The organism is Brevundimonas sp. EAKA (assembly GCF_000698025.1).
GTDB lineage: Bacteria > Pseudomonadota > Alphaproteobacteria > Caulobacterales > Caulobacteraceae > Brevundimonas > Brevundimonas mediterranea_A.
The window spans coordinates 1-24,211 of record NZ_JMQR01000044.1 but is presented as its reverse complement, the minus strand read 5'-3'; the positions used below and the strand labels follow the sequence as shown (position 1 = coordinate 24,211).

At 66.4% G+C, this 24,211-nt stretch carries 24 protein-coding genes; 15 read left to right on the top strand and 9 right to left on the bottom strand.

Annotated elements, in window-relative coordinates; all coding sequences use genetic code 11:
• Nucleotides 1-406: 406 nt before the first annotated feature.
• The 11 genes from hemE (at nucleotide 407) to ER13_RS08285 (ending at nucleotide 10,830) form a co-directional block, all read left to right on the top strand.
• Nucleotides 407-1,465, top strand: coding sequence for a uroporphyrinogen decarboxylase (gene hemE / locus ER13_RS08335; protein WP_035308336.1), 1,059 nt, complete (start codon nucleotides 407-409; stop codon nucleotides 1,463-1,465).
• Nucleotides 1,462-2,523, top strand: coding sequence for a ferrochelatase (gene hemH, locus ER13_RS08330; protein ID WP_035308334.1), 1,062 nt, complete (start codon nucleotides 1,462-1,464; stop codon nucleotides 2,521-2,523). The genes hemE and hemH overlap by 4 nt, the downstream gene beginning before the upstream one ends.
• Nucleotides 2,520-2,987: a CopD family protein gene (locus ER13_RS08325; RefSeq protein ID WP_035308333.1), complete on the top strand. Its 468-nt coding sequence runs from the start codon at nucleotides 2,520-2,522 to the stop codon at nucleotides 2,985-2,987. The genes hemH and ER13_RS08325 overlap by 4 nt, the downstream gene beginning before the upstream one ends.
• A gap of 204 nt (nucleotides 2,988-3,191) precedes the next feature.
• Nucleotides 3,192-4,625, top strand: a complete 1,434-nt coding sequence (gene rho, locus ER13_RS08320; protein WP_008263632.1) for a transcription termination factor Rho — start codon at nucleotides 3,192-3,194, stop codon at nucleotides 4,623-4,625.
• Nucleotides 4,626-4,665: 40 nt separating this feature from the next.
• Nucleotides 4,666-4,890: a DUF6489 family protein gene (locus ER13_RS08315; RefSeq protein ID WP_035308330.1), complete on the top strand. Its 225-nt coding sequence runs from the start codon at nucleotides 4,666-4,668 to the stop codon at nucleotides 4,888-4,890.
• A gap of 48 nt (nucleotides 4,891-4,938) precedes the next feature.
• Nucleotides 4,939-6,246, top strand: coding sequence for a tRNA uridine-5-carboxymethylaminomethyl(34) synthesis GTPase MnmE (gene mnmE / locus ER13_RS08310; RefSeq protein WP_035308346.1), 1,308 nt, complete (start codon nucleotides 4,939-4,941; stop codon nucleotides 6,244-6,246).
• A gap of 104 nt (nucleotides 6,247-6,350) precedes the next feature.
• On the top strand, nucleotides 6,351-8,243 hold the full coding sequence (gene mnmG, locus ER13_RS08305) for a tRNA uridine-5-carboxymethylaminomethyl(34) synthesis enzyme MnmG (protein ID WP_052005003.1): 1,893 nt from the start codon (nucleotides 6,351-6,353) through the stop codon (nucleotides 8,241-8,243).
• Entirely contained in the window at nucleotides 8,243-8,875 is a 633-nt protein-coding gene (gene rsmG, locus ER13_RS08300) for a 16S rRNA (guanine(527)-N(7))-methyltransferase RsmG (RefSeq protein WP_035308325.1), read from the top strand. The genes mnmG and rsmG overlap by 1 nt, the downstream gene beginning before the upstream one ends.
• A 4-nt stretch (nucleotides 8,876-8,879) precedes the next feature.
• Complete coding sequence (locus ER13_RS08295; RefSeq protein WP_035308345.1) at nucleotides 8,880-9,677, top strand: ParA family protein; 798 nt, start codon at nucleotides 8,880-8,882, stop codon at nucleotides 9,675-9,677.
• Nucleotides 9,678-9,725: 48 nt separating this feature from the next.
• Nucleotides 9,726-10,607, top strand: coding sequence for a ParB/RepB/Spo0J family partition protein (locus ER13_RS08290; RefSeq protein WP_197019753.1), 882 nt, complete (start codon nucleotides 9,726-9,728; stop codon nucleotides 10,605-10,607).
• Between the two features lie 40 nt (nucleotides 10,608-10,647).
• A complete protein-coding gene (locus ER13_RS08285; RefSeq protein ID WP_035308321.1) occupies nucleotides 10,648-10,830 on the top strand; it encodes a hypothetical protein in 183 nt (60 codons plus the stop codon).
• Nucleotides 10,831-10,866: 36 nt separating this feature from the next.
• Here the strand turns inward: ER13_RS08285 and holA are convergent, their stop codons facing one another.
• The 4 genes from holA to ER13_RS08265 all read right to left on the bottom strand — a co-directional run bounded on the left by holA (nucleotide 10,867) and on the right by ER13_RS08265 (nucleotide 15,566).
• Nucleotides 10,867-11,919 carry a DNA polymerase III subunit delta gene (gene holA, locus ER13_RS08280; protein WP_035308319.1) on the bottom strand — a complete coding sequence of 351 codons (1,053 nt, stop codon included), beginning with the start codon at nucleotides 11,917-11,919 and terminating at the stop codon, nucleotides 10,867-10,869.
• Nucleotides 11,916-12,407, bottom strand: a complete 492-nt coding sequence (gene lptE / locus ER13_RS08275; protein ID WP_035308316.1) for an LPS assembly lipoprotein LptE — start codon at nucleotides 12,405-12,407, stop codon at nucleotides 11,916-11,918. Before lptE ends, holA begins: the two co-directional genes overlap by 4 nt.
• On the bottom strand, nucleotides 12,407-14,956 hold the full coding sequence (leuS, locus tag ER13_RS08270) for a leucine--tRNA ligase (RefSeq protein ID WP_035308314.1): 2,550 nt from the start codon (nucleotides 14,954-14,956) through the stop codon (nucleotides 12,407-12,409). Before leuS ends, lptE begins: the two co-directional genes overlap by 1 nt.
• A 157-nt stretch (nucleotides 14,957-15,113) precedes the next feature.
• A complete protein-coding gene (locus ER13_RS08265) occupies nucleotides 15,114-15,566 on the bottom strand; it encodes a DUF3576 domain-containing protein (protein WP_008259790.1) in 453 nt (150 codons plus the stop codon).
• A 369-nt stretch (nucleotides 15,567-15,935) separates the two neighbouring features.
• Between ER13_RS08265 and ER13_RS08260 the strand changes: the two genes are divergently transcribed.
• Entirely contained in the window at nucleotides 15,936-16,331 is a 396-nt protein-coding gene (locus tag ER13_RS08260) for an NtrZ family periplasmic regulatory protein (protein ID WP_008262093.1), read from the top strand.
• A 49-nt stretch (nucleotides 16,332-16,380) separates the two neighbouring features.
• On the opposite strand, the gene ER13_RS08255 is transcribed toward ER13_RS08260, so the two are convergent.
• Complete coding sequence (locus ER13_RS08255) at nucleotides 16,381-17,028, bottom strand: thiamine phosphate synthase (RefSeq protein WP_035308312.1); 648 nt, start codon at nucleotides 17,026-17,028, stop codon at nucleotides 16,381-16,383.
• On the opposite strand from ER13_RS08255, the gene ER13_RS08250 reads away from it, so the two are divergent.
• Both ER13_RS08250 and ER13_RS08245 read left to right on the top strand, forming a co-directional pair.
• Nucleotides 17,027-17,725: a YggS family pyridoxal phosphate-dependent enzyme gene (locus ER13_RS08250; protein WP_035308310.1), complete on the top strand. Its 699-nt coding sequence runs from the start codon at nucleotides 17,027-17,029 to the stop codon at nucleotides 17,723-17,725. The two genes, ER13_RS08255 and ER13_RS08250, sit on opposite strands and share 2 nt — an antisense overlap.
• Before the next feature lie 80 nt (nucleotides 17,726-17,805).
• Nucleotides 17,806-18,492, top strand: coding sequence for a response regulator transcription factor (locus ER13_RS08245; RefSeq protein ID WP_008263939.1), 687 nt, complete (start codon nucleotides 17,806-17,808; stop codon nucleotides 18,490-18,492).
• Here the strand turns inward: ER13_RS08245 and ER13_RS08240 are convergent.
• The gene (locus ER13_RS08240) at nucleotides 18,405-19,106 is read right to left on the bottom strand and encodes a YitT family protein (protein WP_197019752.1); all 702 of its coding nucleotides are present in this window, start codon (nucleotides 19,104-19,106) and stop codon (nucleotides 18,405-18,407) included. The two genes, ER13_RS08245 and ER13_RS08240, sit on opposite strands and share 88 nt — an antisense overlap.
• Before the next feature lie 42 nt (nucleotides 19,107-19,148).
• Between ER13_RS08240 and ER13_RS08235 the strand changes: the two genes are divergently transcribed.
• On the top strand, nucleotides 19,149-20,606 hold the full coding sequence (locus ER13_RS08235) for a PLP-dependent aminotransferase family protein (protein ID WP_008263786.1): 1,458 nt from the start codon (nucleotides 19,149-19,151) through the stop codon (nucleotides 20,604-20,606).
• 3 nt (nucleotides 20,607-20,609) lie between these two features.
• On the opposite strand, the gene ER13_RS08230 is transcribed toward ER13_RS08235, so the two are convergent.
• The 3 genes from ER13_RS08230 to ER13_RS08220 form a co-directional block, all read right to left on the bottom strand.
• Nucleotides 20,610-21,407 carry an exodeoxyribonuclease III gene (locus ER13_RS08230; protein ID WP_035308307.1) on the bottom strand — a complete coding sequence of 266 codons (798 nt, stop codon included), beginning with the start codon at nucleotides 21,405-21,407 and terminating at the stop codon, nucleotides 20,610-20,612.
• A gap of 236 nt (nucleotides 21,408-21,643) precedes the next feature.
• Nucleotides 21,644-22,327, bottom strand: a complete 684-nt coding sequence (locus ER13_RS08225) for an outer membrane lipoprotein carrier protein LolA (RefSeq protein ID WP_035308304.1) — start codon at nucleotides 22,325-22,327, stop codon at nucleotides 21,644-21,646.
• A gap of 185 nt (nucleotides 22,328-22,512) precedes the next feature.
• Nucleotides 22,513-24,211: DNA translocase FtsK (locus tag ER13_RS08220; protein WP_052005002.1), on the bottom strand; the 1,699-nt coding region annotated here is incomplete at its 5' end.

Below are 24,211 nucleotides of genomic sequence, written 5' to 3'. Positions count from 1 at the left end.
TCGTCAGGGCGCCGTTCTCCTTAGCGGGTCATCGACAAGGCGGCGAGCGGGGATGACGGTGGACGGCGCCTTCGGTTCGAGGATGGTTCATCCCAAGGCGGACAACAGGTTTGGGCTTGGCTGTGGAAAATCCTAATGGAAGGTTAACGTCGCTTAACCCCGTTCACAGCCCCGGACCCCCGCAAAGCCTTGGGCGTTAAGGTTTCATTAGGGATTGTCCACCGAGGGGATAGGGCTGTTCGACATCCCCGGTAAGCCTTGGCGCGGCGTGGATATCCGGTTTTGTTCCGCTGGCGTCGGCCAAACCGTCCCCGCCGTTCCACCGTCCTACCTGCCACTTCGAATCTTTTAATTCTTAATCTGATTAGGGATTGAGAGCGGGGGCCTGTGACCTTAATCGTCCGGCATGACCGATCCGACCCAGAACGACGTTCAGACGCCCCTGATGATCCGGGCTCTCCGAGGGGAGACGCTGGATCGTCCGCCGGTCTGGTTCATGCGCCAGGCGGGACGGTACCTGCCCGAATACCGACGGCTCCGGGCCGAGGCGCCGGACTTCATCGCCTTCTGTCTGAACCCCGAGATGGCGGCCGAGGCGACGCTTCAGCCGATGCGTCGGTTCGGCTTCGACGCGGCCATCGTCTTCGCCGACATCCTGCTGATCCCGCGCGCGCTGGGCCAGGACGTCTGGTTCGAGACGGGCGAGGGGCCTCGATTGGGCGAAATGCCTATTCCCGGTCGGATGGCGGAACTGGCGCCGGATGCGGGCGAGCATCTGTCGGCCGTGGGCGAGACCCTGTCGATCGTGCGCAAGGCCCTGGAGCCGGAACGCGCCCTGATCGGGTTCGCCGGCGCGCCCTGGACGGTGGCCACCTATATGCTGGACGGCGAGCACCGGACCATCGGCAAGGGCGAGCGCGCCCAGGCCCGGACCTACGCCTATGCCGATCCCAGGCGGGTCGACGAAACCCTGGAGGTTCTGGTCGAGGCCACGGCCCGATATCTGAAGATGCAGGCCGACGCCGGCGCCCAGGTGTTGAAGATCTTCGAGAGCTGGGCCGAGGGCCTGCCGGACGACCTGTTCGAAAGATTGGTCCTGAAGCCCCATCAGGCGCTTGTGAGGCGTACGCGGGAGCTGGGCGTCACCGTGCCCCTGATCGGCTTCCCACGGGGCTCTGCGGCGCTTGCAGAGCGGTATGCGGAGGAGGTCGAGGTCGACGCCGTCGCCCTGGACACCGCCTGCCCGCTGGAGGTCGGCAAACGGGTGCAGCAGATCAAGCCGATCCAGGGCGCGCTGGACCCCCTTTTGCTGCGCGCCGGCGGCGAACGGCTGGATCGCCGCGTGGATCAACTGATGGAGGCCTGGGGCCAGGGGCCATGGGTGTTCAACCTGGGACATGGCATATTGCCGGACGTGCCCATCGACCATGTCGAACGGGTTCTGAAACGGATCGGCGCCCAATGACCCAAACTCTGAAAGGCCGCCGCATCGCGGTGGTGCTGTTCAATCTGGGCGGACCGGATGATCAGGCCTCGGTGAAGCCGTTCCTGTTCAATCTGTTCAATGATCCGGCCATCATCGGTCTGCCGGGCGTTCTGCGCACGCCCCTGGCCAAGCTGATCTCCAGCCGGCGCGAGACCAGCGCCCAGGCCAACTACGCCCTGATGGGGGGCGGTTCGCCCCTGCTGCCGGGCACGCGCCGCCAGGCTGAGGCCCTGGAGGCCGAGTTGAACGCACGTCTGGCCGGAGACGAGGTCCAGGTCTTCATCGCCATGCGCTACTGGCGGCCGTTCACCGAGGAGACGGCGGTCGAGGTGGCGGCTTTTGGACCCGACGAGGTGGTCCTGCTGCCGCTCTACCCCCAGTTTTCGACCACGACGACCGAATCCTCGCTGAAAATCTGGAATGAGACCTACGCCGGGTCTGGCGTCAGTCGCGCGGTCTGCTGCTATCCCAGCGCTACGGGCTGGGTCGAGGCCCAGGCCCAGGCCATCGGGTCGAAGCTGGACGAAGCGGGCGAGGGGCCGGTGCGGGTCCTGTTCTCGGCCCACGGCATCCCCGAGAAACTGGTCAGCGGCAAGGGCGACCCCTATCAGGAACAGGTCGAAACGACCGTCGCCGCGGTGGTCGCCGCCATCGAGCGCGACCGGGGCCCCATCGACCACGCCCTCTGCTACCAGAGCCGGGTCGGGCCGATGAAATGGCTGGGCCCGTCCACGCCTGAGGCCATCGCCCAGGCCGGCGCGGACGGGGTGGGCGTGGTCATCACCCCCATCGCCTTTGTCTCCGAACATATCGAGACCCTGGTGGAGCTGGATATCGAATATGGAGAACTGGCCCACGAAAAAGGGGTAAGTCTCTATCTGCGGGCGCCGGCCGTCGGGATCGCCCCCCCGTTCATCGACGCTCTGGCCGATGCGGCCGTCGGCGCCCTGGGTCGGACGGGCGTCGCCCCGTTCGGTCAGGGCTGCAAGGCGGACTGGAAGGCCTGTCCGTATCGCAAAGGGAAACACGCGGCATGAACCCCTATGACCTCGCACGCGGCCTGCACATTCTGGCGGTGATCGCCTGGATGGCCGGCCTGCTGTTCCTGCCGCGGCTGTATGCCTATGACGTCGAACAGAACGCCAAGCCCGAGCCGCTGCGCAGCGAGATGCAGGCCTTGCTGAGGCTGTGGCAGACGCGGCTGCTGCGGATCATCGTCAATCCGGCCATGATCCTGGCCTGGGGTTTCGGGCTGTGGCTGATCCATATCGACGTCTCGGCGCGCGGCGCGGCGTTTCTGGCTGAGCCCTGGATGGTCACCAAGCTGATCGGGGTGTTTCTGTTGAGCGGTTGGCACGGCTTCCTGGCGGCGCAGCGGAAGAAGATTGCGGCGGGGACGTCGAAATATTCGGGCAAGTTCTGGCGGATGACGAACGAGGTTCCGTTTGTCCTGGCCATCGTCATGGTGCTCTCGGTAACGACCGAATGGACGTTCGGTTGAGCGGCTCCGCTTGACCTGAACCGCCGCCTGTGGTTCCGCTGACAGTGAACCGTTCGGCGTTTCGTCGGCGGTCCCTCTCTCTTCGCGACGCCTGCAGGTTTTGACCAGCGGGAGCCCGCCGCGCCTCCCTTCGGCCTCTCGGCCAGACATTTTCAGAGACATGACGCCGCGACATGCCGTTGCGCGCGCCTGCGAGCCTGTACCATGACCGACGTCCGCGACACCGATCCCACCGCCCCCGAGACCGAAAACCTCGAGGTCCAGACCCCCACGCATCACGGGGACGAACACGAAGCCGGCGACGTCGCTGGTGCGGATTCCGGCGTGGACACCACGGCCGACGACGAGGACGACGGCGAACCCGTCGTCGCCAACGGCCGGATCACCCTGGCTGAGCTGAACGAGAAGACGCCGGCCGACCTGGTCGCCTTCGCCGAACAGCTGGAGGTCGAGAACGCCTCCAACCTGCGCAAGCAGGACCTGCTGTTCGCCATCCTGAAGGCCCTCGCCGACGAGGAAGTGGAAATCATCGCCGACGGGGTGCTGGAGATCCTGCCCGACGGGTTCGGCTTCCTGCGCAGTTCGGACGCCAACTATCTGCCGGGACCGGACGACGTCTATGTGTCGCCGTCGCAGATCCGCCGCTTCGGCCTGCGCTCGGGCGACACCGTCCATGGCGCGGTGCGGGCGCCGCGCGAAGGCGAGCGTTATTTCGCCCTGTTGAAGGTCGACACGATCAATCTCGAAGACCCCGAGATGGTCAAGACCAAGGTCCTGTTCGACAACCTGACGCCCCTCTATCCCGAAGAGCGGCTGCACATGGAGATTCAGGATCCGACCCTGAAGGATCGGTCGGGCCGGGTCATCGACATCGTCGCGCCGCTGGGCAAGGGGCAGCGCTGCCTGATCGTGGCGCCGCCGCGCGTCGGCAAGACGGTGATGCTGCAAAACATCGCCAAGTCGATCGAGAAGAACCACCCGGAAGTCATCCTGATCGTCCTGCTGATCGACGAACGGCCGGAAGAAGTCACCGACATGCAGCGCACGGTCAAGGGCGAGGTCGTGGCTTCGACCTTCGACGAGCCGGCCACGCGCCACGTCGCGGTCGCCGAGATGGTGATCGAAAAGGCCAAGCGCCTAGTCGAGCACAAGAAGGACGTGGTGATCCTGCTCGACTCCATCACCCGCCTGGGCCGCGCCTACAACGCCACCGTCCCGTCGTCGGGCAAGGTGCTGACCGGGGGCGTGGACGCCAACGCCCTGCAACGGCCGAAACGCTTCTTCGGCGCCGCGCGGAATGTGGAGCAGGGCGGGTCGCTGACCATCATCGCCACGGCCCTGATCGACACCGGCAGCCGGATGGACGAGGTGATCTTCGAAGAGTTCAAGGGCACCGGCAACTCGGAAATCGTGCTGGACCGCAAGGTCGCCGACAAGCGCATCTTCCCCGCCATCGACGTGCTGAAGTCCGGCACCCGCAAGGAAGACCTGATCACGCCGAAGGATCAGCTGGCCAAGACCTATGTCCTGCGTCGCATCCTGAACCCCATGGGTCCGCAGGACGCGATCGAATTCCTGCTCGACAAGCTGCGCCAGTCGAAGAACAACTCGGACTTCTTCCAGTCGATGAACACCTGATCCGTCTTCGGACGTTTCACGTGAAACAGGAGACGGTTCGATGAAGGTCAATGTCGAAGTGGACTGCACCCCGGCGGAGGCGCGCGCCTTCCTGGGGCTGCCGGACGTCACGCCGCTGAACGACGCCATGGTCGCCGAGATGCAGAAGCGGATGCAGGCCAATGTCGCCGCCATGCAGCCCGACGAATTGATGAAGACCTGGACGAGCTTCGGCCTTCAGGCCCAGGACCAGTTCCGCAGAATGATGGACGCGGCGGTGAAATGAAGACGCCGCGTCTCCTCCCGACCGGAGGGGAGGAGGCATAATTCGATGATGCAAGATACGATCTTCGCGCTTGCGACGCCGCCCGGACGTGGGGCCATCGCCGTCATGCGTCTGTCGGGGCCGGGCGTTGATGCGGCCTTGACGGCGCTTGGCGCCACTCGATTGAAGCCTCGAATGGCCTCGGTACGAGACCTGGCCTACGCCGGCGACCACATCGACCAGGCCCTGGTGCTTCGGTTCGTCGCGCCTCATTCCTATACCGGCGAGGACTCCGCCGAACTCCATCTGCATGGCGGCCGGGCGGTCGTGGAAGCGGCCAGCGGCGCCCTGATCGCTCTGGGCGTACGGCCGGCCGAGCCGGGGGAGTTCACCCGCCGCGCCTTCCAGAACGGGCGGATGGACCTGGCCCAGGCCGAGGCGGTGGCTGACCTGATCGACGCCGAGACGGCCGCCCAGGCGCGGCAGGCCCTGGGCCAGCTCGACGGGAAGCTCAGCGAGACCTATGCGGGCTTTCGCCGGGATCTGCTCCGCGCCATGGCCTTGGTCGAGGCGGAGATCGATTTTCCGGATGAGGACGTACCCGACAATCTGGCCCGGACGGCCGGACCGGTTCTTGACCGTTTGGCCGAGGATTTGCGGCGCGCCGTGGATACGGGGCGACGGGGCGAGCGGGTGCGCGACGGCTATCGCATCGTCCTGATCGGCGAAACCAATGCCGGCAAGTCATCGCTGTTCAACGCCCTGGTCGAACGTGAAGCGGCCATCGTCACGCCCATCGCCGGAACGACGCGGGATGTGCTGGACGCCGACCTGGTGATCGGCGGCTATGCCGTGACCCTGTCCGACACGGCGGGCCTGAGAGAGAGCGCTGATCCTGTCGAGGCGGAAGGCGTGCGGCGGGCGCGGATGCGGGCCGAACAGGCGGATCTGCGTCTTTGGGTCAGGGCGCCAGGCGATCTCGATGGCGTGGCGGCGGCCTATGCCAGACCAGGCGATCTGGTCGTGGCGAACAAGGCCGACCTCGGTGGGTCTGTTCCAAGCGGGGGCTTCGACCGAATCGAGGTCAGCAGCCGCAGTGGGGAGGGTCTGTTGCTTCTGCACGACTGGATTGCGACGCGGCTGGCGCAGGATCTATCGGGCGCCGATTTTCCGGCGGTTACGCGGGAGCGTCACCGTCTGCGCCTGAATGAGGCCCTGGAGGCGGTGGAGGCCGGGCGGCGTGCCTTGGATGCCGGGCCAGAGATGGCCGGCGAGGACCTGCGGCGTGCGGCCGAGGCCCTGTCGCGGGTGACGGGGGCGATCGGGGTTGAAGATATCCTTGGCGAGGTGTTTTCGACCTTCTGCATCGGCAAGTAATACCGGTGTTTCACGTGAAACACCTTAGGTAATACCACCGATCGTCGAACCGGGCGCCGGTCTGTGGTGTAGCGAAAACCGTCCAACTGGACTATGTGGCGGGGATGAACTCCCCCATCGAGATTTCCTACGACGTTGTCGTCATCGGCGGTGGTCACGCCGGTTGTGAAGCCGCTGCCGCTTCAGCCCGTGCTGGCGCGCGGACTCTGTTGCTGACCCAGAAGCTGGAACCCATCGGCGAAATGTCGTGCAATCCCGCCATTGGCGGCCTGGGCAAGGGCCATCTGGTGCGTGAGATCGATGCGTTGGACGGGATCATGGGACGTCTGGCGGACGTGTCAGGAATCCAGTTCCGCCTCCTGAACCGGTCCAAGGGCGCGGCCGTGCGCGGTCCCCGGAGCCAGATCGATCGCCGTCTGTACCGCGAAGCCATGCAGGCGGAGCTGGCCCGGACGCCGAACTTGAGCCTGATGGCGGGAACGGCTGAGGGTTTGATCCTGGACGGCGATCGCGTGGTCGGCGTGACGACCGGGACCGGGGAGAGGGTGAGGGCAGGGGCCGTGGTCTTGACGACCGGCACCTTCCTGAACGGCGTCATCCACCGGGGCGATGAAAGAACTCCGGCAGGCCGTCACGGCGAGGATCCCTCGACCGGTTTGGCCGCTGATCTTCACGCGGCCGACCTGATGATGGGGCGGCTGAAGACCGGAACGCCGGCGCGGCTGGACGGACGAACCATCGCCTGGGACGGGCTGGAGATGCAGCAGGCGGACGAAACGCCGTCCGCCTTTTCCTTCATGACGGACCGGATCGACGTGCCGCAGATCGCTTGCGGCGTTACCCATACGAGTGAGGAAACTCATCGCATCATCGCCGAGAACCTGGGCGAGAGCGCGGTCTATGGCGGCAAGCTGTCGGGCCGTGGACCCCGCTATTGCCCGTCGATCGAGGACAAGGTCGTGCGGTTCGCCGACAAGACGAGCCATCAGATCTTCCTGGAACCAGAAGGTCTGGATGATCCCACCGTCTATCCCAACGGTATCTCGACTTCGGTGTCGGAACCGACCCAGTTGGCGTTCCTTCGGACCATCCCCGGCCTGGAGGCGGTGGAGGTGTTCCGCTACGGCTACGCCATCGAATACGACTATGTCGATCCACGCGAGCTGAGCCCCGCCCTTGAGGTCAAGAAGCGGCCGGGTCTCTATCTGGCCGGCCAGATCAACGGCACCACGGGATATGAGGAGGCGGCGGCCCAGGGCTTGATGGCCGGCCTGAATGCGGCCCGCACGGCTGGGGGGGATGCGCCGGTGATCCTGGGCCGTGACCAGGCCTATATCGGTGTGATGATCGACGATCTGGTGACGCGGGGGGTGACGGAACCCTATCGGATGTTCACCAGCCGGGCCGAGTACAGGCTGACCCTGAGGGCGGACAACGCCGATCAGCGACTGACGCCGCTGGCAATTGCGCTTGGGATCGTCGGACCTGAGCGCCGGAAGCGTTTTGAGCTTAAGGCCCAAAAACTGTCCGAGGCCGGCATTGTTTCACGTGAAACCCTGTTCACGCCGAAGGAAGCCAACGCCATTGGAATTCCAGTCAACGCGGATGGCAGACGGCGTTCCATGCGGGAACTGTTGGCGTTTCCTGATGTGACGCTGGATCATTTCGTCCAGACCCATCCGGTCGTCGCCTCCTGGGACGCCGAGGTGCGCGAGCAGGTGGAAATAGACGCCGGCTACGCCAACTACCTCGACCGGCAATTGATCGACGCCGAGGCCTTGCGAACCGAAGAGGGCCTGCTTCTGCCCACCGATCTCGACTATGCCGCCATCGGCAGTCTTTCAAATGAAGTGAAGGAAAAGCTGGCGCGAGTGCAGCCCCGCACCCTCGGCCAGGCGGGCCGGATCGAGGGCATGACGCCTGGCGCTCTCACGGCCCTGCTGGCGCATGTGAAGAGGGCGCCCAAGACCTCGGTCCAGGGAGGGGTGGCGGCCTGATGCTGAATGCCGAAAAGACCCTCTTTCAGGGCAAGGCCGGCGCGACGCCGCAGCAGATGGCGGATCTGGAAGATTTCCGTATCCGGCTGAGTAAAGCCAATTCGGTGATGAATCTGGTCGGCCCGGACAGTCTCCCGGATTTCTGGAACCGCCATGCCTGGGACAGCGCCCAGCTGTTGACCCATGCGCCTGTGGCCCGCACCTGGGCTGATCTCGGCGCTGGGGCGGGGTTCCCGGGCGTGGTTCTGGCTATTCTGTTGAAGGACGCTCCGGATGCGCATGTCTGGCTAATCGACAGCCTCGGGAAACGGTGTCGGTTCTTGCAGGAGATCGTCGATGTCATGGATCTGCCGGCGACCGTGATCAACGGTCGGGCGGAGGAGCAGACGGTCAAATGCGATATCGTCACCGCCCGTGCCGTCGCCCCGATGGAGCGATTGCTGGGTTATGCACAGCCCTACTTCCAAAGGGGTGCACAAGGTCTGTTCCTGAAGGGGGAGAAGGCCGAATCCGAGTTGATTGAGGCGCGGAAATCCTGGCATCTCGACGCTGAACTGGCCCCGTCGCAAAGCGACCCGCGCGGCCGCATCGTGACAGTCCGGAGTGTTCGACGTGCCCGCCCCAAGCACTAACAAACTGCCTGCCCGCGTCCTCGCCGTGTCCAACCAGAAGGGCGGCGTGGGCAAGACGACGACCGCCATCAACCTCGGCACCGCCCTGGCCGCCATCGGCAAGCGCGTGCTGATCGTGGACATGGACCCCCAGGGCAATGCCTCGACCGGTCTGGGTGTTCCACGTGAAACACGCCGCGTCACCATCTATGACGTGGTTGTCGATCAGCGCTCAGTCGATGACGCTGCCGTGCAGACGACAGTGCCCGGCCTGTGGATCGTGCCGGCCGACGCCGACATGTCCGGTGTCGAGATCGAATTGAGCCAGGCCGACCGTCGGTCCTATCGTTTGCGCGACGCCTTGCGGGCCCATGATCACGGCCCTACCGCGTATGACTATGTGTTGATCGACTGTCCGCCCTCTCTGAACCTGCTGACCCTGAACGCCATGGCGGCGGCCGATGCGGTCCTGGTGCCGCTTCAGTGCGAGTTCTTCGCTCTGGAGGGGCTCAGCCAGCTGATGCGGACCATCGACATGGTCAAGCAAAGCCTGAATCCCGCCCTTGAAATCCAGGGTCTGGTTCTGACCATGTATGATCGCCGCAGCGCCCTGTCGGGCCAGGTGGCCAATGACGTGCGGGCCCATTTCGGCGACAAGGTCTATGACAGCGTCATTCCCCGCAACGTCCGGGTGGCGGAGGCGCCGTCCTTCGGCAAGCCGGCCCTGATCTATGATCTGAAATGCGCGGGCAGCCAGGCCTATCTGCGTCTGGCCAAGGAAGTGGTGAAGCGCGAACGCCAGCGGCTGAAGCTGGCCGCCTGATCCCGACCGACCGGTACACGAGTTTAAAAGAAGAAACGGAACAGTATCTTGGCTGAACGACAAAGAGGTCTTGGACGGGGTCTTTCGGCCCTGATGGGCGAGGCTGTCGAAGCGCCGACGGCGGCGGGCGCGACCCTGCCTTCGGGCGTTCAACGCGTGCCGATCGAGAGCCTGAAGCCCAATCCTGATCAACCGCGGAAGATCTTCACCCAGGAACATCTGGAAGAGCTGACGGCCTCGATCCGCGACAAGGGTGTGCTGCAACCCATTCTGGTCCGGTCGCAGCGCGGCGAGGACGGGGTCTGGCAGATCATCGCCGGTGAGCGCCGCTGGCGTGCGTCCCAGGCCGCTCGGCTGACCGAGGTACCGATCGTCGTCCACGAAATGGACGACGTCGAGGTGTTCGAAGTCGCGATAATCGAAAACGTCCAGCGCGCCGACCTGAATCCGCTGGAAGAGGCCGACGCCTATCGGGTGCTGATGGAACGGTTCGGCCGCACCCAGGACCAGGTGGCGGGCATCGTCGGCAAGAGCCGCAGTCACATCGCCAACACTCTGCGGCTGCTGCAGTTGCCGGAGGAAGTGCTCTGGTACGTCCGAAACGGCAAGCTGACCGCCGGTCACGCCCGCGCCCTGATCACCGCGCCCCACGCCGCCGCCCTGGCTGAACAGGCCTACAATGAAGGGCTGAACGTGCGTCAGGTCGAGGCCCTGGCGCGGCGCGCGGCGGAAGGCCCCAAGCCGGTCAAGCCCAAGCCGGCCGAGGGCGGGGAGGGGGCGGCCGATGTCGCCGCCCTGCAACAGGATCTGGCCGACGCTCTGGGCCTGAATGTCCAGCTGAACGACCGCAGCGGCAAGGGTGAACTGACGATCCGCTACGGCTCGCTGGAACAGTTGGACGACCTTTGCCGGCGGCTGATGCGCGCCTGAGACGCCAGACTCATCGCCGAGGACGTGCTAGGATCAATCCATGACCGACGAAACCGCCCCCTCCGCCGCCGACAAACTGAAACAGGCCTTGGCCGCCAAGAAGGCCAAGGCGGGTCATGGCTTTAACGCCCAGGTCGGCGCCAAGGCTGAGGAAAAGAGCGTGTCGGCGCGGAATGTCGCCATGGCCCAACCGGCCTTCCGAAAGGCTTCGAAGCGGGGCTGAGGCTTCGTTTCCTCCCGTTTCGCGGGAGGAGGGACGTTAAAGACCGAGCCTGCGCGCGCGGCCGGCGATTTCCAGCAGCAGGCGTTCGGCGATCAATTGATCCGGCATTCCGGTCGTCTTGGTGGCGACGTCGGCGGTGTTGATACTGTCCAGCACCTCGTCCAGCGCCTCCAGCCGCCAGGCCCGGGCCTGGCGTAGCATCTCTGCCTCCTGCTTCCAGAAGACCCCAGCCGCCTTGGCCGCCTCCTTGGCCCCCGCTCCATTGGCCTGCGGGATATTGATCCGGCGCAGCCTTCCCAGGTGCAGGGCGGCGGACCGCACGGCCAGGACCGAGGATTCACCCTCGGCGAAGGCCCGTCTCAAACCCGATTGGGCCGGGCCGGGCCGGGCGCCGAAGGCCTGAAGCGCCGCATCGGACAGGGAGGCGTCGGGTTCGACGCCCAGATGCTGCTCCAGCTCTTCGACATCAATGGTCCGGCCCGAGCCGGGGCCGATGAACAGGGCCAGGCGCTCGATCTCCTGGCGCATCAGGCCCCGCTCGCGCGGCAGCCGGCCGACAAACCGGTCCAGGGCGTCCGCCGTCAGCCCCACCTTGTCGGCGGCCAGGGCCTCGCGGGTCATGCGGGCGATGTCGCCGGTCTCGTCCTCGTAGCAGACGATGCCGACGGCCCCGGCCTCCTTCTCGGCGGTCTTGCGCAGGGCGGATTCCCGGCCCAGCTGGTCGGCCTCGACCACCAGCATGGCGTCGGGATTATAGCCGCCCTCGGCATGGATCTTCACGGCGGCGGCGACCGCCTTGTCCACCCCGGGCTTCAGCGCCGACAGACGGATCCGCACCAGACGACGCCCGCCCATCAGGGACATGGCCGTCAGGGCCTCCTCCAGCTTGCTTTCGTCGCTGTCGATGTCGCTGTCGGTCAGGACCGTGACGTTGAACGGATCATTCAGGTCCGGCGTGATCGCGCGGCACAGGATCTCCGCCCGTTCGGCGACGCCCGACCGGTCCTTGCCGTGGATGACGGCCGCCCGGATGGCCGGATCGGGCGCCTTCAGAAAGCGATCGATCTCTGGGCGTTTGGCGAGGATCACCGGTTCGACAGCGCCTGCATGAGGTCCAGTCGGATCAGGCGGGCCAGTTCCGCCGCGGCGCGCTCCTCGCCGTCCTGCTGGGCGGCGATGGCGGCATAGGGCTGGTCGGCGGTCGCATAGGTGGTGGTGACGGTCTCCACGCCGGTGACGGGCGTTCCGCCTGCCGCCGGCGTCAGGGTCCAGGCGGCCTTGACCGTCAGTTCGTAGCGGGTGGCTGTATCGTCGATCCGACGGCCCAGCGAGCGGCGGCTCTGTTCGACCTGTGTCGTCAGGCGATACAGGGGCGTGGCCGACTGATCCCAGGCCAGGGCGTCTTCCAGCTGTTCGCGCAGACGATAGCCCAGACGGTCATCCTGAGTGGATACGGCGATCCTGCGCAGGGACGACCCCATGGCCGGCTCGGCGTAGATCGGGGTGAAGCCGCAGGCCGAGACCGCCAGGGACGCCCCCAGCACAGTCAGAGCCGCAAAGGCCGCCGCGCCCCGCATCAGCCGGCCACCAGATTGACGATCCGGTCCTTGACCACGACGATCTTCTTCACGCTCAGACCCTCCAGCCGCGCCTGCACGGTCTCGTCGGCCAGAACCATGGCCTCGACCTCGGCGGGCTCCATGCCGCGCGGCACGCGGATTTCCGCGCGACGCTTGCCGTTGATCTGGATGGGCAGGACCACCTCGTCGTCGGCCGCCAGCGCAGCGTCCCACACGGGCCACGGCGCGTCCAGAACAATCCCGTCTTCGCCGAGCTGGGTCCAGCATTCCTCGGCCAGGTGCGGGGTGAAGGGGGCGATCAGGCGGGCCAGGGCCGACAGGGCCTGACGCTTGGCGTCGCCGCCGGCCTGGGCGCTGTCGCGGACGGTGGCGACGAAGGCGTACAGCTTGGCGATGGCCGAGTTGAAGCGGAAGCCCTCCACGCCCTCGGACACCGCCTTGATCGCCTTGTGCGTCTCGCGCAGCAGTTCGGCGTTGGCCTTGTCCTCGCCCGCGAAGGCCGCGTCATAGGCGTCGAACAGGGTCCAGGTGCGCTGCACGAACCGGCTGGCGCCCTCCACCCCGCCGGGGGTCCATTGCACGTCCCGCTCAGGCGGGCTGTCGGACAGGACGAACAGACGGCCGGCGTCCACGCCGTGGCTCTCCAGGATTTCCTGAGGCGCGACGACGTTCTTCTTGGACTTGGACATCTTCTCGATGTCGCCGATCACCAGGGTCTCGCCGGTCGACAGCTGGCGGGCGGAGCGGACGCCGTCAGCATTGGTCAGCTCGACGTCGGTAGGCTCGACCCACTGGCCGTTCTCACGACGATAGGTCTCGTGGACCACCATGCCTTGCGTGAACAGGCCGGCGAAGGGCTCCTTCACCGACAGCATGCCGGCGTCCGACAGGGCGCGGGTGATGAAGCGGGCGTACAGCAGGTGCAGCACCGCGTGCTCGACCCCGCCGATATACTGATCCACAGGCAGCCAGCGGTTCGCCGCCTCGGTGTTGATCGGCTCGGCCGCCGTCGGGTCGGTGAAGCGGGCGAAATACCAGCTGGAGTCGACGAAGGTGTCCAGGGTGTCGGTCTCGCGCGTCGCGTCCTGGCCGCAGGACGGGCATTGGACGTGTTTCCAGCTGGGATGGCGGTCCAGCGGATTGCCGGGCACGTCGAAGGTCACGTCGTCGGGCAGGACGACCGGCAACTGATCGGCGGGAACCTCCACCGGCCCGCAGGACGGGCAGTGGATGATCGGGATCGGGCAACCCCAATAGCGCTGGCGCGAAACGCCCCAGTCGCGCAGGCGATAGATGGTCGCGCCCTTGCCCGTGCCCGCCGCCTCGACGCGGCGGACCGCCTCGGCCTTGGCGGCCTCGATGTCCAGGCCGTCCAGGAAGTCGGAATGGAAGATGGCGCCGGGACCAGTATAGGCCTCGTCGCCCACAGCGAAGTCGTCGCCGGCGCCCTCGGGGCGGACCACCGGGATCACCGGCAGGCCGTATTTGCGGGCGAAGTCCAGGTCGCGCTGGTCATGGGCCGGGCAGGCGAAGATGGCGCCCGTGCCGTATTCCGACAGGATGAAGTTGGCGATCCAGACGGGGATTTCCGCCCCTGTAAAGGGATGGACGGCCTTCAGGCCCGTGTCCCAGCCGATCTTCTCGGCCTGGTCGATGTCGGCCTGGGACGTGCCGCCGGCACGGCATTTGGCGACGAAGTCAGCGACGGCCGTGTCGGCCTCCGCCAGGGCCTTGGCGATGGGATGGTCCGGCGCGATGCCCATGAAGGACGCGCCATACAGCGTGTCCGGGCGGGTGGTGTAGATTTCCAGACCGTCAGGCGAAGCCGCCGGCGCTTCGCCCGCCCATTTCCAGGTCATCTGCAGACCCTTGGACCGACCGATCCAGTTCTCCTGCATCAGCCGGACCTTCTCGGGCCAGCGGTCCAGGGTCTTCAGACCGTCGATCAGGTCGTCGGCATAGTCGGTGATGCGCAGGAACCACTGGTTCAGCTTGCGCTTTTCGACCACCGCGCCCGAACGCCAGCCGCGCCCGTCGATCACCTGCTCATTGGCCAGGACGGTGTTGTCGACCGGGTCCCAGTTGACCACCCCGTCCTTGCGATAGACCAGGCCGCGCCGATACAGCTCCAGGAACCAGGCCTGCTGCTTGCCGTAATATTCCGGGTCGCAGGTGGCGAACTCGCGCGACCAGTCCAGCGACAGGCCCAGCAGTTTCAGCTGGTCGCGCATCTGGGCGATATTGTCGTAGGTCCAGCCCTTGGGGTGGATGCCGCGTTCCATGGCCGCGTTCTCGGCCGGCATGCCGAAGGCGTCCCAGCCCATCGGGTGCAGAACATCATAGCCCTGGGCGCGCTTGGACCGCGCCACCACATCGCCCATCACATAGTTGCGGGCGTGGCCCATGTGGATGTTGCCCGACGGATAGGGGAACATCTCGAGCACATAGTATTTCGGCCGGCCGGTGTCCTTCGTCACGAAGGCGGAGGCCTCGGCCCAGCGGGCCTGTTGGCGGGGTTCGGCGGTCTTGGGTTCGTAACGGGCCACGGTCGTCCTGAAGTCAAAAGGGCGCTGCCGCCCTCCCGGCTCACTAGCCCGAAGGACGACAGCGCCCAAGAAGTAATGCGTCCCACAAACGCCTGAGCGCGTCGCGCTCAAGTAGCCCGAAGGGCGGTAGCGCCTAAAAAGGAACTAATGCGGGCCTTCAGCCCGCATTAGACAGGTTCAGTTGGCGCGCCTTGGTCAGAATGGCGTTTTCCAGGTCCGCCTCGGTCTGGGCGGCGACCGGAGCGGCGGTCCATTGACCGTCCGCGCCCTTCACTTCCTTGGTCACCGTGACGTTCAGCGCATCGGCGCGCAGACGGGTGTCCAGGATGAAGACGGTCGCCTTGAAGCGTTCGTTCGGCGTCTGGGGATTGGTGTACCAGTCGTAGTTGATCACGCCGCCCCAGGGATCAGCGGTCAGCAGCGGCATGAAGCTGAGGGTGTCGAGCGAGGCGCGCCACAGATAGCCGTTGACGCCGATGCCTTGCTGCACGTTCGTCTTGGGGGTCTTCTTGTCGCCGCCGACGAAGGGGATGCTCGAGCAGGCGCTCAGGGCGACGCCCGAGACCAGGGCGATGGCGACGCCGCGAACCAGGGCCTTGTTGAGGCTCATCAAGGAAGTCTCCGTAAACTCAGGGACGTGAAGGCCCTCGCCCACACGCGCGCAGGGCGCCGCGCGTAAGTTCGCGCCGCTGCGTGGCTCTATAACACGGGCAAAAGGGGCGATGACAAGGCGAAGTGCGGCCCAGCGGCGATACGAGTTGCGCCGTTCCGTGACAGGTCGCTGACAGCAACGCTCCATTTGGCTCAAATCCCGTGACGCTTGAGCCACATCGCACTGCAACAATGCAGCGGAACCCCGACATCAAGACCACGTTGCGTTGACCGGGCGGACCCCCGGTGTCTAATCGCGGCGTCCACGACCATATAAGGTCGGTTCAGGGTAGGACGTCTTCACTCGAGGGCGTTCAAAGGGTTCAGAATGCGTTTCGGCGATGTCTCGGCTGTGATTTTTGCGACGATGGCGCTCGCCGTCTCTGCGCCGGCGCTTGCCCAGAACGCTGCGCCGACTCGCGCGCCGAGCGTCACCCTGTCGGAAGCCCAGGCCGCCCAGCGCAATGCGCCGTCGCAACAGCGTCGCGGTCTGCGCCTGAACGACCAGGGCCGGTGGGGTCTGGATTTCAATCTGAACCAACCGGTCGGGCGCGAGACTGACTGGGGCGATGTCGAGGCGGGCGCCTATTACCGTCTGAACGATCGTCTGCGCGTCGGCGCCGCCGCCGCTGTAGCGTCGCGCGAAGCGGATCCGGCCCGGGCGCCTGAGACCAATGGCCGAACCCAGCCCCGTGTGCGGCTCGAGACCATCTTCAACTTCTGATTCGCGATCGACGCCCACGGCGCGGCTTCTGCGAAGCGTCGAGACGGGCTCAACTACGGAAGGCGGACTGTATCGCCTCCACCCCGGCCAGTCCGCAGGCCCCCGATCCCGTCAAGGACGCGACATTATCCGGTCCGATCCCGCCCAGGGCATAGACCGGCAGATCGACATCCCGAATCCATCGTCCGAATTCGGCGACGCCCATGGCGGGCTTTGCCGCCGAAGCGCCGCCGGCCGGAAACACCGGCGAAAGAACCAGGGCGTCCAGACCTTCGGTCATGGGCCGGCCCCCATGCCAGGCGGCGGTCAGCAACCAATCGGGATGAGCCCGGCCAACCGATCGCGCCTGTCTCGCCTCGCGCTCGGGCAGATGCAGCCCGTCCGCTTCCAGCGTCTCCGCCAGATCAGCGTCTCGCCCGACCAGCAGTTTCACCCCGGCGCCCCGCGTCGCCTCCCGCAACCGACGGCCCGTCTGGATGGCGTCGGCCGCCCCGAAGGCGCGATAGACCACCCCCGATCCGGCCGGAAGACGGGCCGCGGTCTCCCACGGGCGGGACGTGCGGTCCGGGTCGGTGAAGAACAGCAGCGGCGGCAAACGGGCGACGCTCGGGCTGACAGCGGCGGCGGCGCGGTTTAGAGCGGTCGCCGCATCCCAGAGCGCGCGCGCGTCGTCGCTGTAACCGGCCGGCAGGATCATGACCTCTTCTTCCCCCGCTTCGCCCTTCCCGTCCATCGCCGAAAGGGTCGCCGCCGTCCGCGCCCGGATCGACGCGGCCTGCCACGCCGCCGGGCGAGATCCCGCCGCCGTGACCCTGACGGCCGTCTCCAAGACCCAGCCGGATGAGGCGATCGACGCCATCCTGTCGACGGGTCAGCGGGTGTTCGGCGAGAACCGGGTGCAGGAGGCGCAGGCGCGCTGGACCGAACGGCTGTCGGGTCTGGACGGATTGGAGCTACGGTTGATCGGCCCCCTGCAGACGAACAAGGCCGAGGACGCCGTCGTCCTGTTCGACGTGATCGAGACCCTGGACCGCGAGAAGCTGGCCCGCGCCCTGGCCGAGGCGGCGCAGAAGCGCGGCCGATCGCCGCGCGTTCTGGTTCAGGTCAATACCGGCGCCGAGCCGCAAAAGGCCGGCGTCCTGCCCGAGGCCGCCGCCGCCCTGATCGAGACGGCGCGCCGGACCTACGGCCTGACGGTCGAGGGTCTGATGTGCATTCCCCCTGCGGATCAGGAGGCCGAACCGCATTTCGCCCTGCTGCGCGACATGGCCGAACGCAACGGCCTTTCGGTCCTGTCGATGGGGATGAGCGGCGACTACGAGACTGCGATCCGCTGCGGCGCGACCCATGTCCGGGTGGGAACGGCGTTGTTTGGGGAACGAAATCGACCTTAAACCGCCTCTAGGCCGTAACCCGACGTGAATTCGCACCCCCAAGCCTTGGCGCGGGGGCCAAGCCTCGCCATTGTCTGAACATGCCCACGCCCAAGACCATATTGATCATCGACGACGACGACGACCTGCGCGAGGCCTTGGCCGAGCAGTTGAACCTCCACGAGGAGTTCAAGACCCAGCAGGCCGCGACCGCTACGGACGGCGTCCGCATGGGTCGCGAGATCCGCGCCGACCTGATCCTTCTGGACGTCGATCTCCCGGACATGGACGGCCGCGAGGCCTGCCGCCTGTTGCGCAAGGACGGGGTCTCGACCCCGGTCATCATGCTGACGGCCCAGGCCGCCGACGCCGACGCCATCCTGGGTCTCGACGCCGGCGCCAATGACTATGTCACCAAGCCCTTCCGGTTCGCCGTCCTGCTGGCCCGCATCCGCGCCCATCTGCGCAGCCACGAACAGTCGGAAGACGCCGTCTTCTCCATCGGCCCCTATGAGTTCCGTCCTGCGGCCAAAGTTCTGATGGACGCCAAGGGCAAGAAGGTGCGGTTGACCGAAAAGGAAACCAACATCCTGAAATACCTCTACCGCGCCGGCGCCAAGCCCGTGTCGCGCGAGGAACTGCTGACCGAGGTCTGGGGCTACAACGCCGGCGTCACCACCCACACGCTGGAAACCCATATCTATCGCCTGCGCCAGAAGATCGAGCCCGAACCCGGCCAGGCCCGCCTGCTGCTGACCGACGCCGGCGGGTACCGTTTGCAGCCCTGAGGCTCAGCTGGCGTCCGGATCGTGAACATCGGCAGGAAGACGTGGACCAGCGGGCCGATGCTGACGGCGTAGACCACTGTGCCCAGGCCCACGGATCCGCCAAGGGTCCAGCCGACGGCCACCACGATCACTTCTATCGTCGTCCTGACCCATTTCACCGGCCAGCCGGTGCGCGCGAAAATCCCGGTCATCAGGCCGTCGCGCGGCCCCGGACCGAGACCCGCGCCGATATAGGCGCCGCTGGCCACACCGTTCAGCAGGATTCCTGCACCTAATAGAACGGCCCTGACGGGTAGGCCCAGGTCTGTCGGCAGCCAGTCCAGACCAAACCCCGCCACCACGCCGATGACCAGAACATTGGCCAGAGTGCCGATTCCTGGCCGCTGGCGCAGCGGAATCCACAGGACCAGCACCGCCATACCGATCAGGTTGACGACCAGGCCGAAGCTGATACCCGCCGGGCCGGCGAACCGTTCGAATACGCCCTGGGTCAGGACGTCCCACGGGTCCAGCCCCAGATCGGCGCGCACGATCAGGGCGATGGACAGGCCGTAGAGGATCAGGCCGACGAACAATTGGATCAGGCGACGGGTCATTTCGTCGAATTGCGACAAACTGGCTATTAAAAAAAGGTCCAGTTATGCCATTCTGGCCTTATGTCGCCGCGATCCATCAGTCCTGTCTCCCTGACACGCCATCTCGGCTCCTGGCGCACGCCGGGCGCGGGGGCGGCCTATCGCCAACTGGCCGGCGCAGTAAGACTTCTGATCCTGGACGGACGACTGCCGTTGGCGACTCGGTTGCCGGGCGAGCGAGAAATGGCGCAGGCGTTGGGTTTGAGCCGTACGACTGTATCCGCTGCCTATGGCCGACTTCGGGATGACGGCTTTCTGACCGGCGGACAGGGGGCGGCGGCCCGGACAAGTCTTCCCGCGGGGCCTGGTCCGCGTCATGCCCCCGGCGTCGACGAAACCAAACCCGGCCTGATCGACCTGACGGCCGCAGTCCTGCCCGCCGACCCCAATGTTCACACCGCCTATGTTCGCGCGCTGGAGCGATTGCCCGCAAACCTGCCCGGCCACGGCTATGAAACCGCCGGGCTGGAGGAGCTGCGCGAAACGGTCGCGGCCGGCTATCGCCGCCGAGGCCTGCCGACGTCGCCTGGCCAAATCCTGATCACTCATGGGGCGCACAACGGCTTGGTCCATCTGTTGCGCCTGACGGTTCGGCCCGGCGATCCGGTGGTGATCGACCATCCGACCTATCCCCAGGCCATTGACGCCATCCTGGCCGCCGGAGGACGCGCCACGCCCGTGGCCCTGCCGGACGACGCGGGAGAGGATGGTTGGGATGTAGAGGGTCTGGTCTCGGCCTGTCGGCGCAGCGGGGCGCCCATGGCCTATCTGGTCCTCGATCATAATAATCCGACCGGCCGGATGATGCGTGCGCCCGACCGGTCGCGTTTGTTGGCCGGGTTGAAGGGGAGCGAGACCCTGCTGGTCCTCGACGAGACCCTGGTCGATCTGACGCTCAGCGGACCGCCCGCGCTCAGCGCCTCGGCCGTCGATGCGCCGCGCGTCGTGCGGCTGGGCTCCATGTCCAAGAGCGTTTGGGGCGGGTTGCGCATCGGCTGGATCCGCGCCGACCGGGCGGTGATCCAGCGCCTAGCCCAAAGCCGCGCCAGTTTCGACCTAGGCGTGCCGATCCTGGAGCAGTTGGCGGCGGTTGAACTGCTGAATGACGGTGGAGCGGCCCTGGCGGTGCGTCGCCCCCTTCTACGAGTGCGGCGAGACCATTTGCGTGCGCAGCTCGCCCAGCGCCTGCCCGACTGGACCTGCCCCCGTCCCGCCGGCGGCCTGTCGCTTTGGGTCCGCCTGCCCGCGCCGATCAGCTCCGCCTTGGTGGTGCGAGCCGAGGCCGAGGGGCTGCGGCTGGCGGCGGGGCCTCGCTTCGGCGTCGACGGCGCCTTCGAACGCCGCCTGCGCCTGCCCTACACCCTGCCCGAACCGGTCTTGGATCAGGCGGTGGACCGACTGGCCAAGGCGGCCAAGGCTCTGGGCCGACGCCCCAAGCCCGCCACCGCGATCCGCGGACGCTTGCTTCCCGTCTATTGAGGGTCAGACGTCCAGATCGACCGTGACAGGGGCGTGATCCGACGGGCGGTCCCATTCGCGGACGTCGTCGTGGATTCGGGCGGTGTCCTTGACCACGGCCGGGGTGAGGCCCGGCGAGGTCCAGATGTGGTCCAGGCGGAGGCCGCGGTTGGACTTGCGGAAGTCGGCGGCGCGATAGCTCCACCAGCTGGCCAGTTTCTGCGGCTCGGGGAATCGGTCCCGCAGCACGTCGGCGAAGCCGCCAGTCGCCTGCAGCCGGTTCAGGGTCTCGACCTCAATCGGCGTGTGGCTGACGATCTTGGACATGTAGCGATGATTGAAGACATCGCCTTCGCCCGGCGCAATGTTGAAGTCTCCGGCCATGACCAGAGGGCGGGCCTTGTCCTGTCTGGCGACGATGGCCGTCAGCTGTTCGTAAAAGTCCATCTTGTGATCGAACTTGGGGTTCAGGGTCCGATCAGGGACGTCCCCGCCGGCCGGGATATAGAAGTTCTGAACGTCGATTCCGGCGACCTGGGCCGAGACGCAGCGCGCATGGCCCAGTTTGCAGACCTGGAAGGTGTCGCTGTCCTCCAGCGGCAGGCGCGAGGCGATGGCCACCCCGTGCCAGCCCTTCTGGCCGGCCACGCGCAGGTGGGGCATTCCCATGTCCTCAAAGGCGGCGCGCGGAAATTGATCGGTCGTGCACTTGATCTCCTGCAACAGCAGGACGTCGGGCGCGCGTTCGGCGACGAACCGGGCGACCTGGTCGATGCGCAGGCGGACGGAGTTGATGTTCCAGGTGGCGAGGCGAAGGGTCATGCCCCGCCATAGCAGGCCTCGGCGCATAAAAAAGGCCCGGCCGCTACGGGCCGGGCTTATAAAAGGTGATCGTCTCTCTCGCCGCCGGGAGGGGGATGCATCCGAGGCGGTAGAACGGCCGCCGCCGCTCTGTGCTTCTAATGTCACGGCAAAAAGAAAAGGTCAAATTGTCATATTTGATGTTTGGCTGTGATTATCCGGCAACGGACGGATAGTGTTGATCCTTGAAGCCAGACTCAGTTGCGACCGGGGCGACGGGTCGGATCCCGGAGCTGAAACAGGCTGGAAGCCAGGTTCGAGGCCGGCTGAAGCGCTGTCAGCTGGGTGCGGGTGCGGGCGCCCTGTGCGTCCGTAATGGTCCATTCATGCAGCCGCATCGGATCGCCGGCGAAGGCCAGAACGACCGCACCGTCGTTGGGACGACCGGAATCGCGCGCGGTGATCGCGAAGGCGCCGGAGCTCATCCGCGTGACACGGTCGATGCGGACGCCCTGGTCCAGACGGACATTGCGCGCCAGGAAGGTGGACAGGGGCGTGCGGCCCAGAGGCACCTGCTGGAAATTGTTGAGGCGCGGGTCATAGCGTTTGACGTTGTAGCCGTCCGACACCACCAGAAGTCCGGCCGGACTGGTGTATTCGAACCTCATCTTGCCCGGACGCTGCAGATAGAAACGGCCTTCACGACGTTGACCGCCCGGACCCGTCTCGACGAAGGTCCCCTGGGCCGAGGTCAGGGCCTGCAGATAGGCTTGAGCTTGCTGCACCACGGCGCGGTCTTCGGCGGACAGGTTGGACTGGGCCTGGGCCGTATCGAAGACGCCAAGCGCTGCAAGGCCGGTCAGGAAGCCAGCGCCCAGCAGCAGCCGACGGCGCTGGAAATCGGCGGGGGCGAGGGCGAGGGTCTTGGCGTGGGCGGTCATGAAGTCAGTCTCCCGTTCGGGACGGTTGTCGATCCTGCCATCTTGCCCGGTCGGCTTGGCGTCGGAATGACGCGAGCCTGACCATATTCCGGCGCTCCGATGAAGTCCTGTTCATCGAAATGCTGAAGCTTGCGACGGCAGCGGGAGGGGTAACGGGCCTGGACGCCGCCTGTTCCGATGCGGCGTCACGCCATCGGCGGCGGACCGGCCAGGACATCGCGCTTGCCCGCGTGGTTGGCCGGGCTGACCACGCCTTCCTGCTCCATCCGCTCGATCAGCGAGGCGGCGCGGTTGTAGCCGATCTGCAGCCGGCGCTGGACGTAGCTGGTCGAGGCCTTGCGGTCGCGCGTCACCACGGCCACGGCGCGGTCATACAGGTCGTCGCCGGAGCCGCCGCCCCCGTCATCCATCGCCCCGTCGGCATCGCCGTCCGGTTCGTCGGTGATCAGGTCCAGATAGTCGGGCTCGGCCTGGGCCTTCAGGTGTTTGCAGACGTCCTCGACTTCCTTGTCGTCGACGAACGGGCCGTGCAGGCGGGTGATGCGGCCGCCGCCGGCCATGTAGAGCATGTCGCCCTGGCCCAGCAGCTGTTCGCCGCCCTGTTCGCCCAGGATGGTGCGGCTGTCGATCTTGGAGGTGACCTGGAAGCTGATCCGGGTCGGGAAGTTGGCCTTGATGGTGCCGGTGATGACGTCGACCGACGGGCGCTGCGTCGCCATGATCAGGTGGATGCCGGCGGCGCGGGCCATCTGGGCCAGGCGCTGGACGGCGCCCTCGACGTCCTTGCCGGCGACCAGCATCAGGTCGGCCATCTCGTCCATGACCACGACGAGGAAGGGCAGGGGCTCGGGCCGGATCTTCTCGGATTCATAGACCGGGCGGCCCTGATCGTCGAAGCCGGTCTGGACCGTGCGCTCGAAATGCTCGCCCTTCGCCTGGGCTTCGCGGGCGCGCTCGTTGTAGGAGGCGATGTTGCGCACGCCCAGCTTGGACATGCGGCGATACCGGTCCTCCATCTCGCGCACCGTCCATTTCAGGGCGACGACGGCCTTCTTCGGATCGGTGACGACCGGGGCCAGCAGGTGCGGGATGCCGTCATAGACCGACAGCTCCAGCATCTTGGGGTCGATCATGATGAAGCGGCACTCGGCCGGGCTGTGGCGATACAGGATCGACAGGATCATGGCGTTGACCCCGACCGACTTGCCCGAGCCGGTGGTGCCGGCGATCAGCAGGTGGGGCATGCGGGCCAGGTCGGCGACATAGGGTTCGCCGCCGATGGTCTCGCCCAGGGCCAGGGGCAGCAGGTGACCCTTCTTGTCGTATTCGGCGCTGGACAGCAGGTCGCGCAGATAGACGGTCTCGCGCTTGGCGTTGGGCAGTTCGATGCCGATGGCGTTGCGGCCCTGGACTACCGAGATGCGGCAGGCGCGCGCGGACATGGAGCGGGCGATATCGTCGGCCAGGGCCACGACGCGGCCGTGTTTCACGCCGGGAGCAGGCACCAATTCGTAGAGTGTGACGACAGGGCCGGGTCGAATCTGGTCGATCACGCCGCGCACGCCGAACTCCTGCAGCACGCCTTCCAGCATCTTGGCGTTCTGCTTCAGCGAGTGCTCGTCCACCGAGGCGACGCGCTGGGCCGGCTTGGTCAGTATGCCCAGCGGCGGCAGGTCGAAGGCGCCTTCTGGCCGAACGAAGTCGAAGGCCTGCTGGTCTGTGTCGTCCTTGCGGGCCTTGGGCGCCTTGGGCGCAGCGACGCGGGGCTCGATCGGCCGGGCGGCCGAGGGGCGGGGCGCCGCCTGAGCCGGTTCGTCTTCCCACGGGGGCAGGTCGTCATAGGCGGTCTGGGGGGCGTCGGCCGAACCGGAGTCCGTCGCGACC

What these genes read in the sequence shown, in the direction of transcription:
- lptE (WP_035308316.1), bottom strand. Translation starts at nt 12,407, where the DNA reads ATGCGGGGCGCGGCGGCCTTTGCGGCTCTGACTGTGCTGGGGGCGTCC.
- ER13_RS08230 (WP_035308307.1), bottom strand. Translation starts at nt 21,407, where the DNA reads ATGACCCTTCGCCTCGCCACCTGGAACATCAACTCCGTCCGCCTGCGC.
- ER13_RS08260 (WP_008262093.1), top strand. Translation starts at nt 15,936, where the DNA reads ATGCGTTTCGGCGATGTCTCGGCTGTGATTTTTGCGACGATGGCGCTC.
- mnmE (WP_035308346.1), top strand. Translation starts at nt 4,939, where the DNA reads ATGCAAGATACGATCTTCGCGCTTGCGACGCCGCCCGGACGTGGGGCC.
- ER13_RS08315 (WP_035308330.1), top strand. Translation starts at nt 4,666, where the DNA reads ATGAAGGTCAATGTCGAAGTGGACTGCACCCCGGCGGAGGCGCGCGCC.
- ER13_RS08235 (WP_008263786.1), top strand. Translation starts at nt 19,149, where the DNA reads ATGTCGCCGCGATCCATCAGTCCTGTCTCCCTGACACGCCATCTCGGC.
- ER13_RS08325 (WP_035308333.1), top strand. Translation starts at nt 2,520, where the DNA reads ATGAACCCCTATGACCTCGCACGCGGCCTGCACATTCTGGCGGTGATC.
- hemH (WP_035308334.1), top strand. Translation starts at nt 1,462, where the DNA reads ATGACCCAAACTCTGAAAGGCCGCCGCATCGCGGTGGTGCTGTTCAAT.
- hemE (WP_035308336.1), top strand. Translation starts at nt 407, where the DNA reads ATGACCGATCCGACCCAGAACGACGTTCAGACGCCCCTGATGATCCGG.
- mnmG (WP_052005003.1), top strand. Translation starts at nt 6,351, where the DNA reads ATGAACTCCCCCATCGAGATTTCCTACGACGTTGTCGTCATCGGCGGT.
- rho (WP_008263632.1), top strand. Translation starts at nt 3,192, where the DNA reads ATGACCGACGTCCGCGACACCGATCCCACCGCCCCCGAGACCGAAAAC.
- ER13_RS08225 (WP_035308304.1), bottom strand. Translation starts at nt 22,327, where the DNA reads ATGACCGCCCACGCCAAGACCCTCGCCCTCGCCCCCGCCGATTTCCAG.
- ER13_RS08255 (WP_035308312.1), bottom strand. Translation starts at nt 17,028, where the DNA reads ATGATCCTGCCGGCCGGTTACAGCGACGACGCGCGCGCGCTCTGGGAT.
- ER13_RS08250 (WP_035308310.1), top strand. Translation starts at nt 17,027, where the DNA reads ATGACCTCTTCTTCCCCCGCTTCGCCCTTCCCGTCCATCGCCGAAAGG.
- rsmG (WP_035308325.1), top strand. Translation starts at nt 8,243, where the DNA reads ATGCTGAATGCCGAAAAGACCCTCTTTCAGGGCAAGGCCGGCGCGACG.
- ER13_RS08265 (WP_008259790.1), bottom strand. Translation starts at nt 15,566, where the DNA reads ATGAGCCTCAACAAGGCCCTGGTTCGCGGCGTCGCCATCGCCCTGGTC.
- ER13_RS08245 (WP_008263939.1), top strand. Translation starts at nt 17,806, where the DNA reads ATGCCCACGCCCAAGACCATATTGATCATCGACGACGACGACGACCTG.
- ER13_RS08285 (WP_035308321.1), top strand. Translation starts at nt 10,648, where the DNA reads ATGACCGACGAAACCGCCCCCTCCGCCGCCGACAAACTGAAACAGGCC.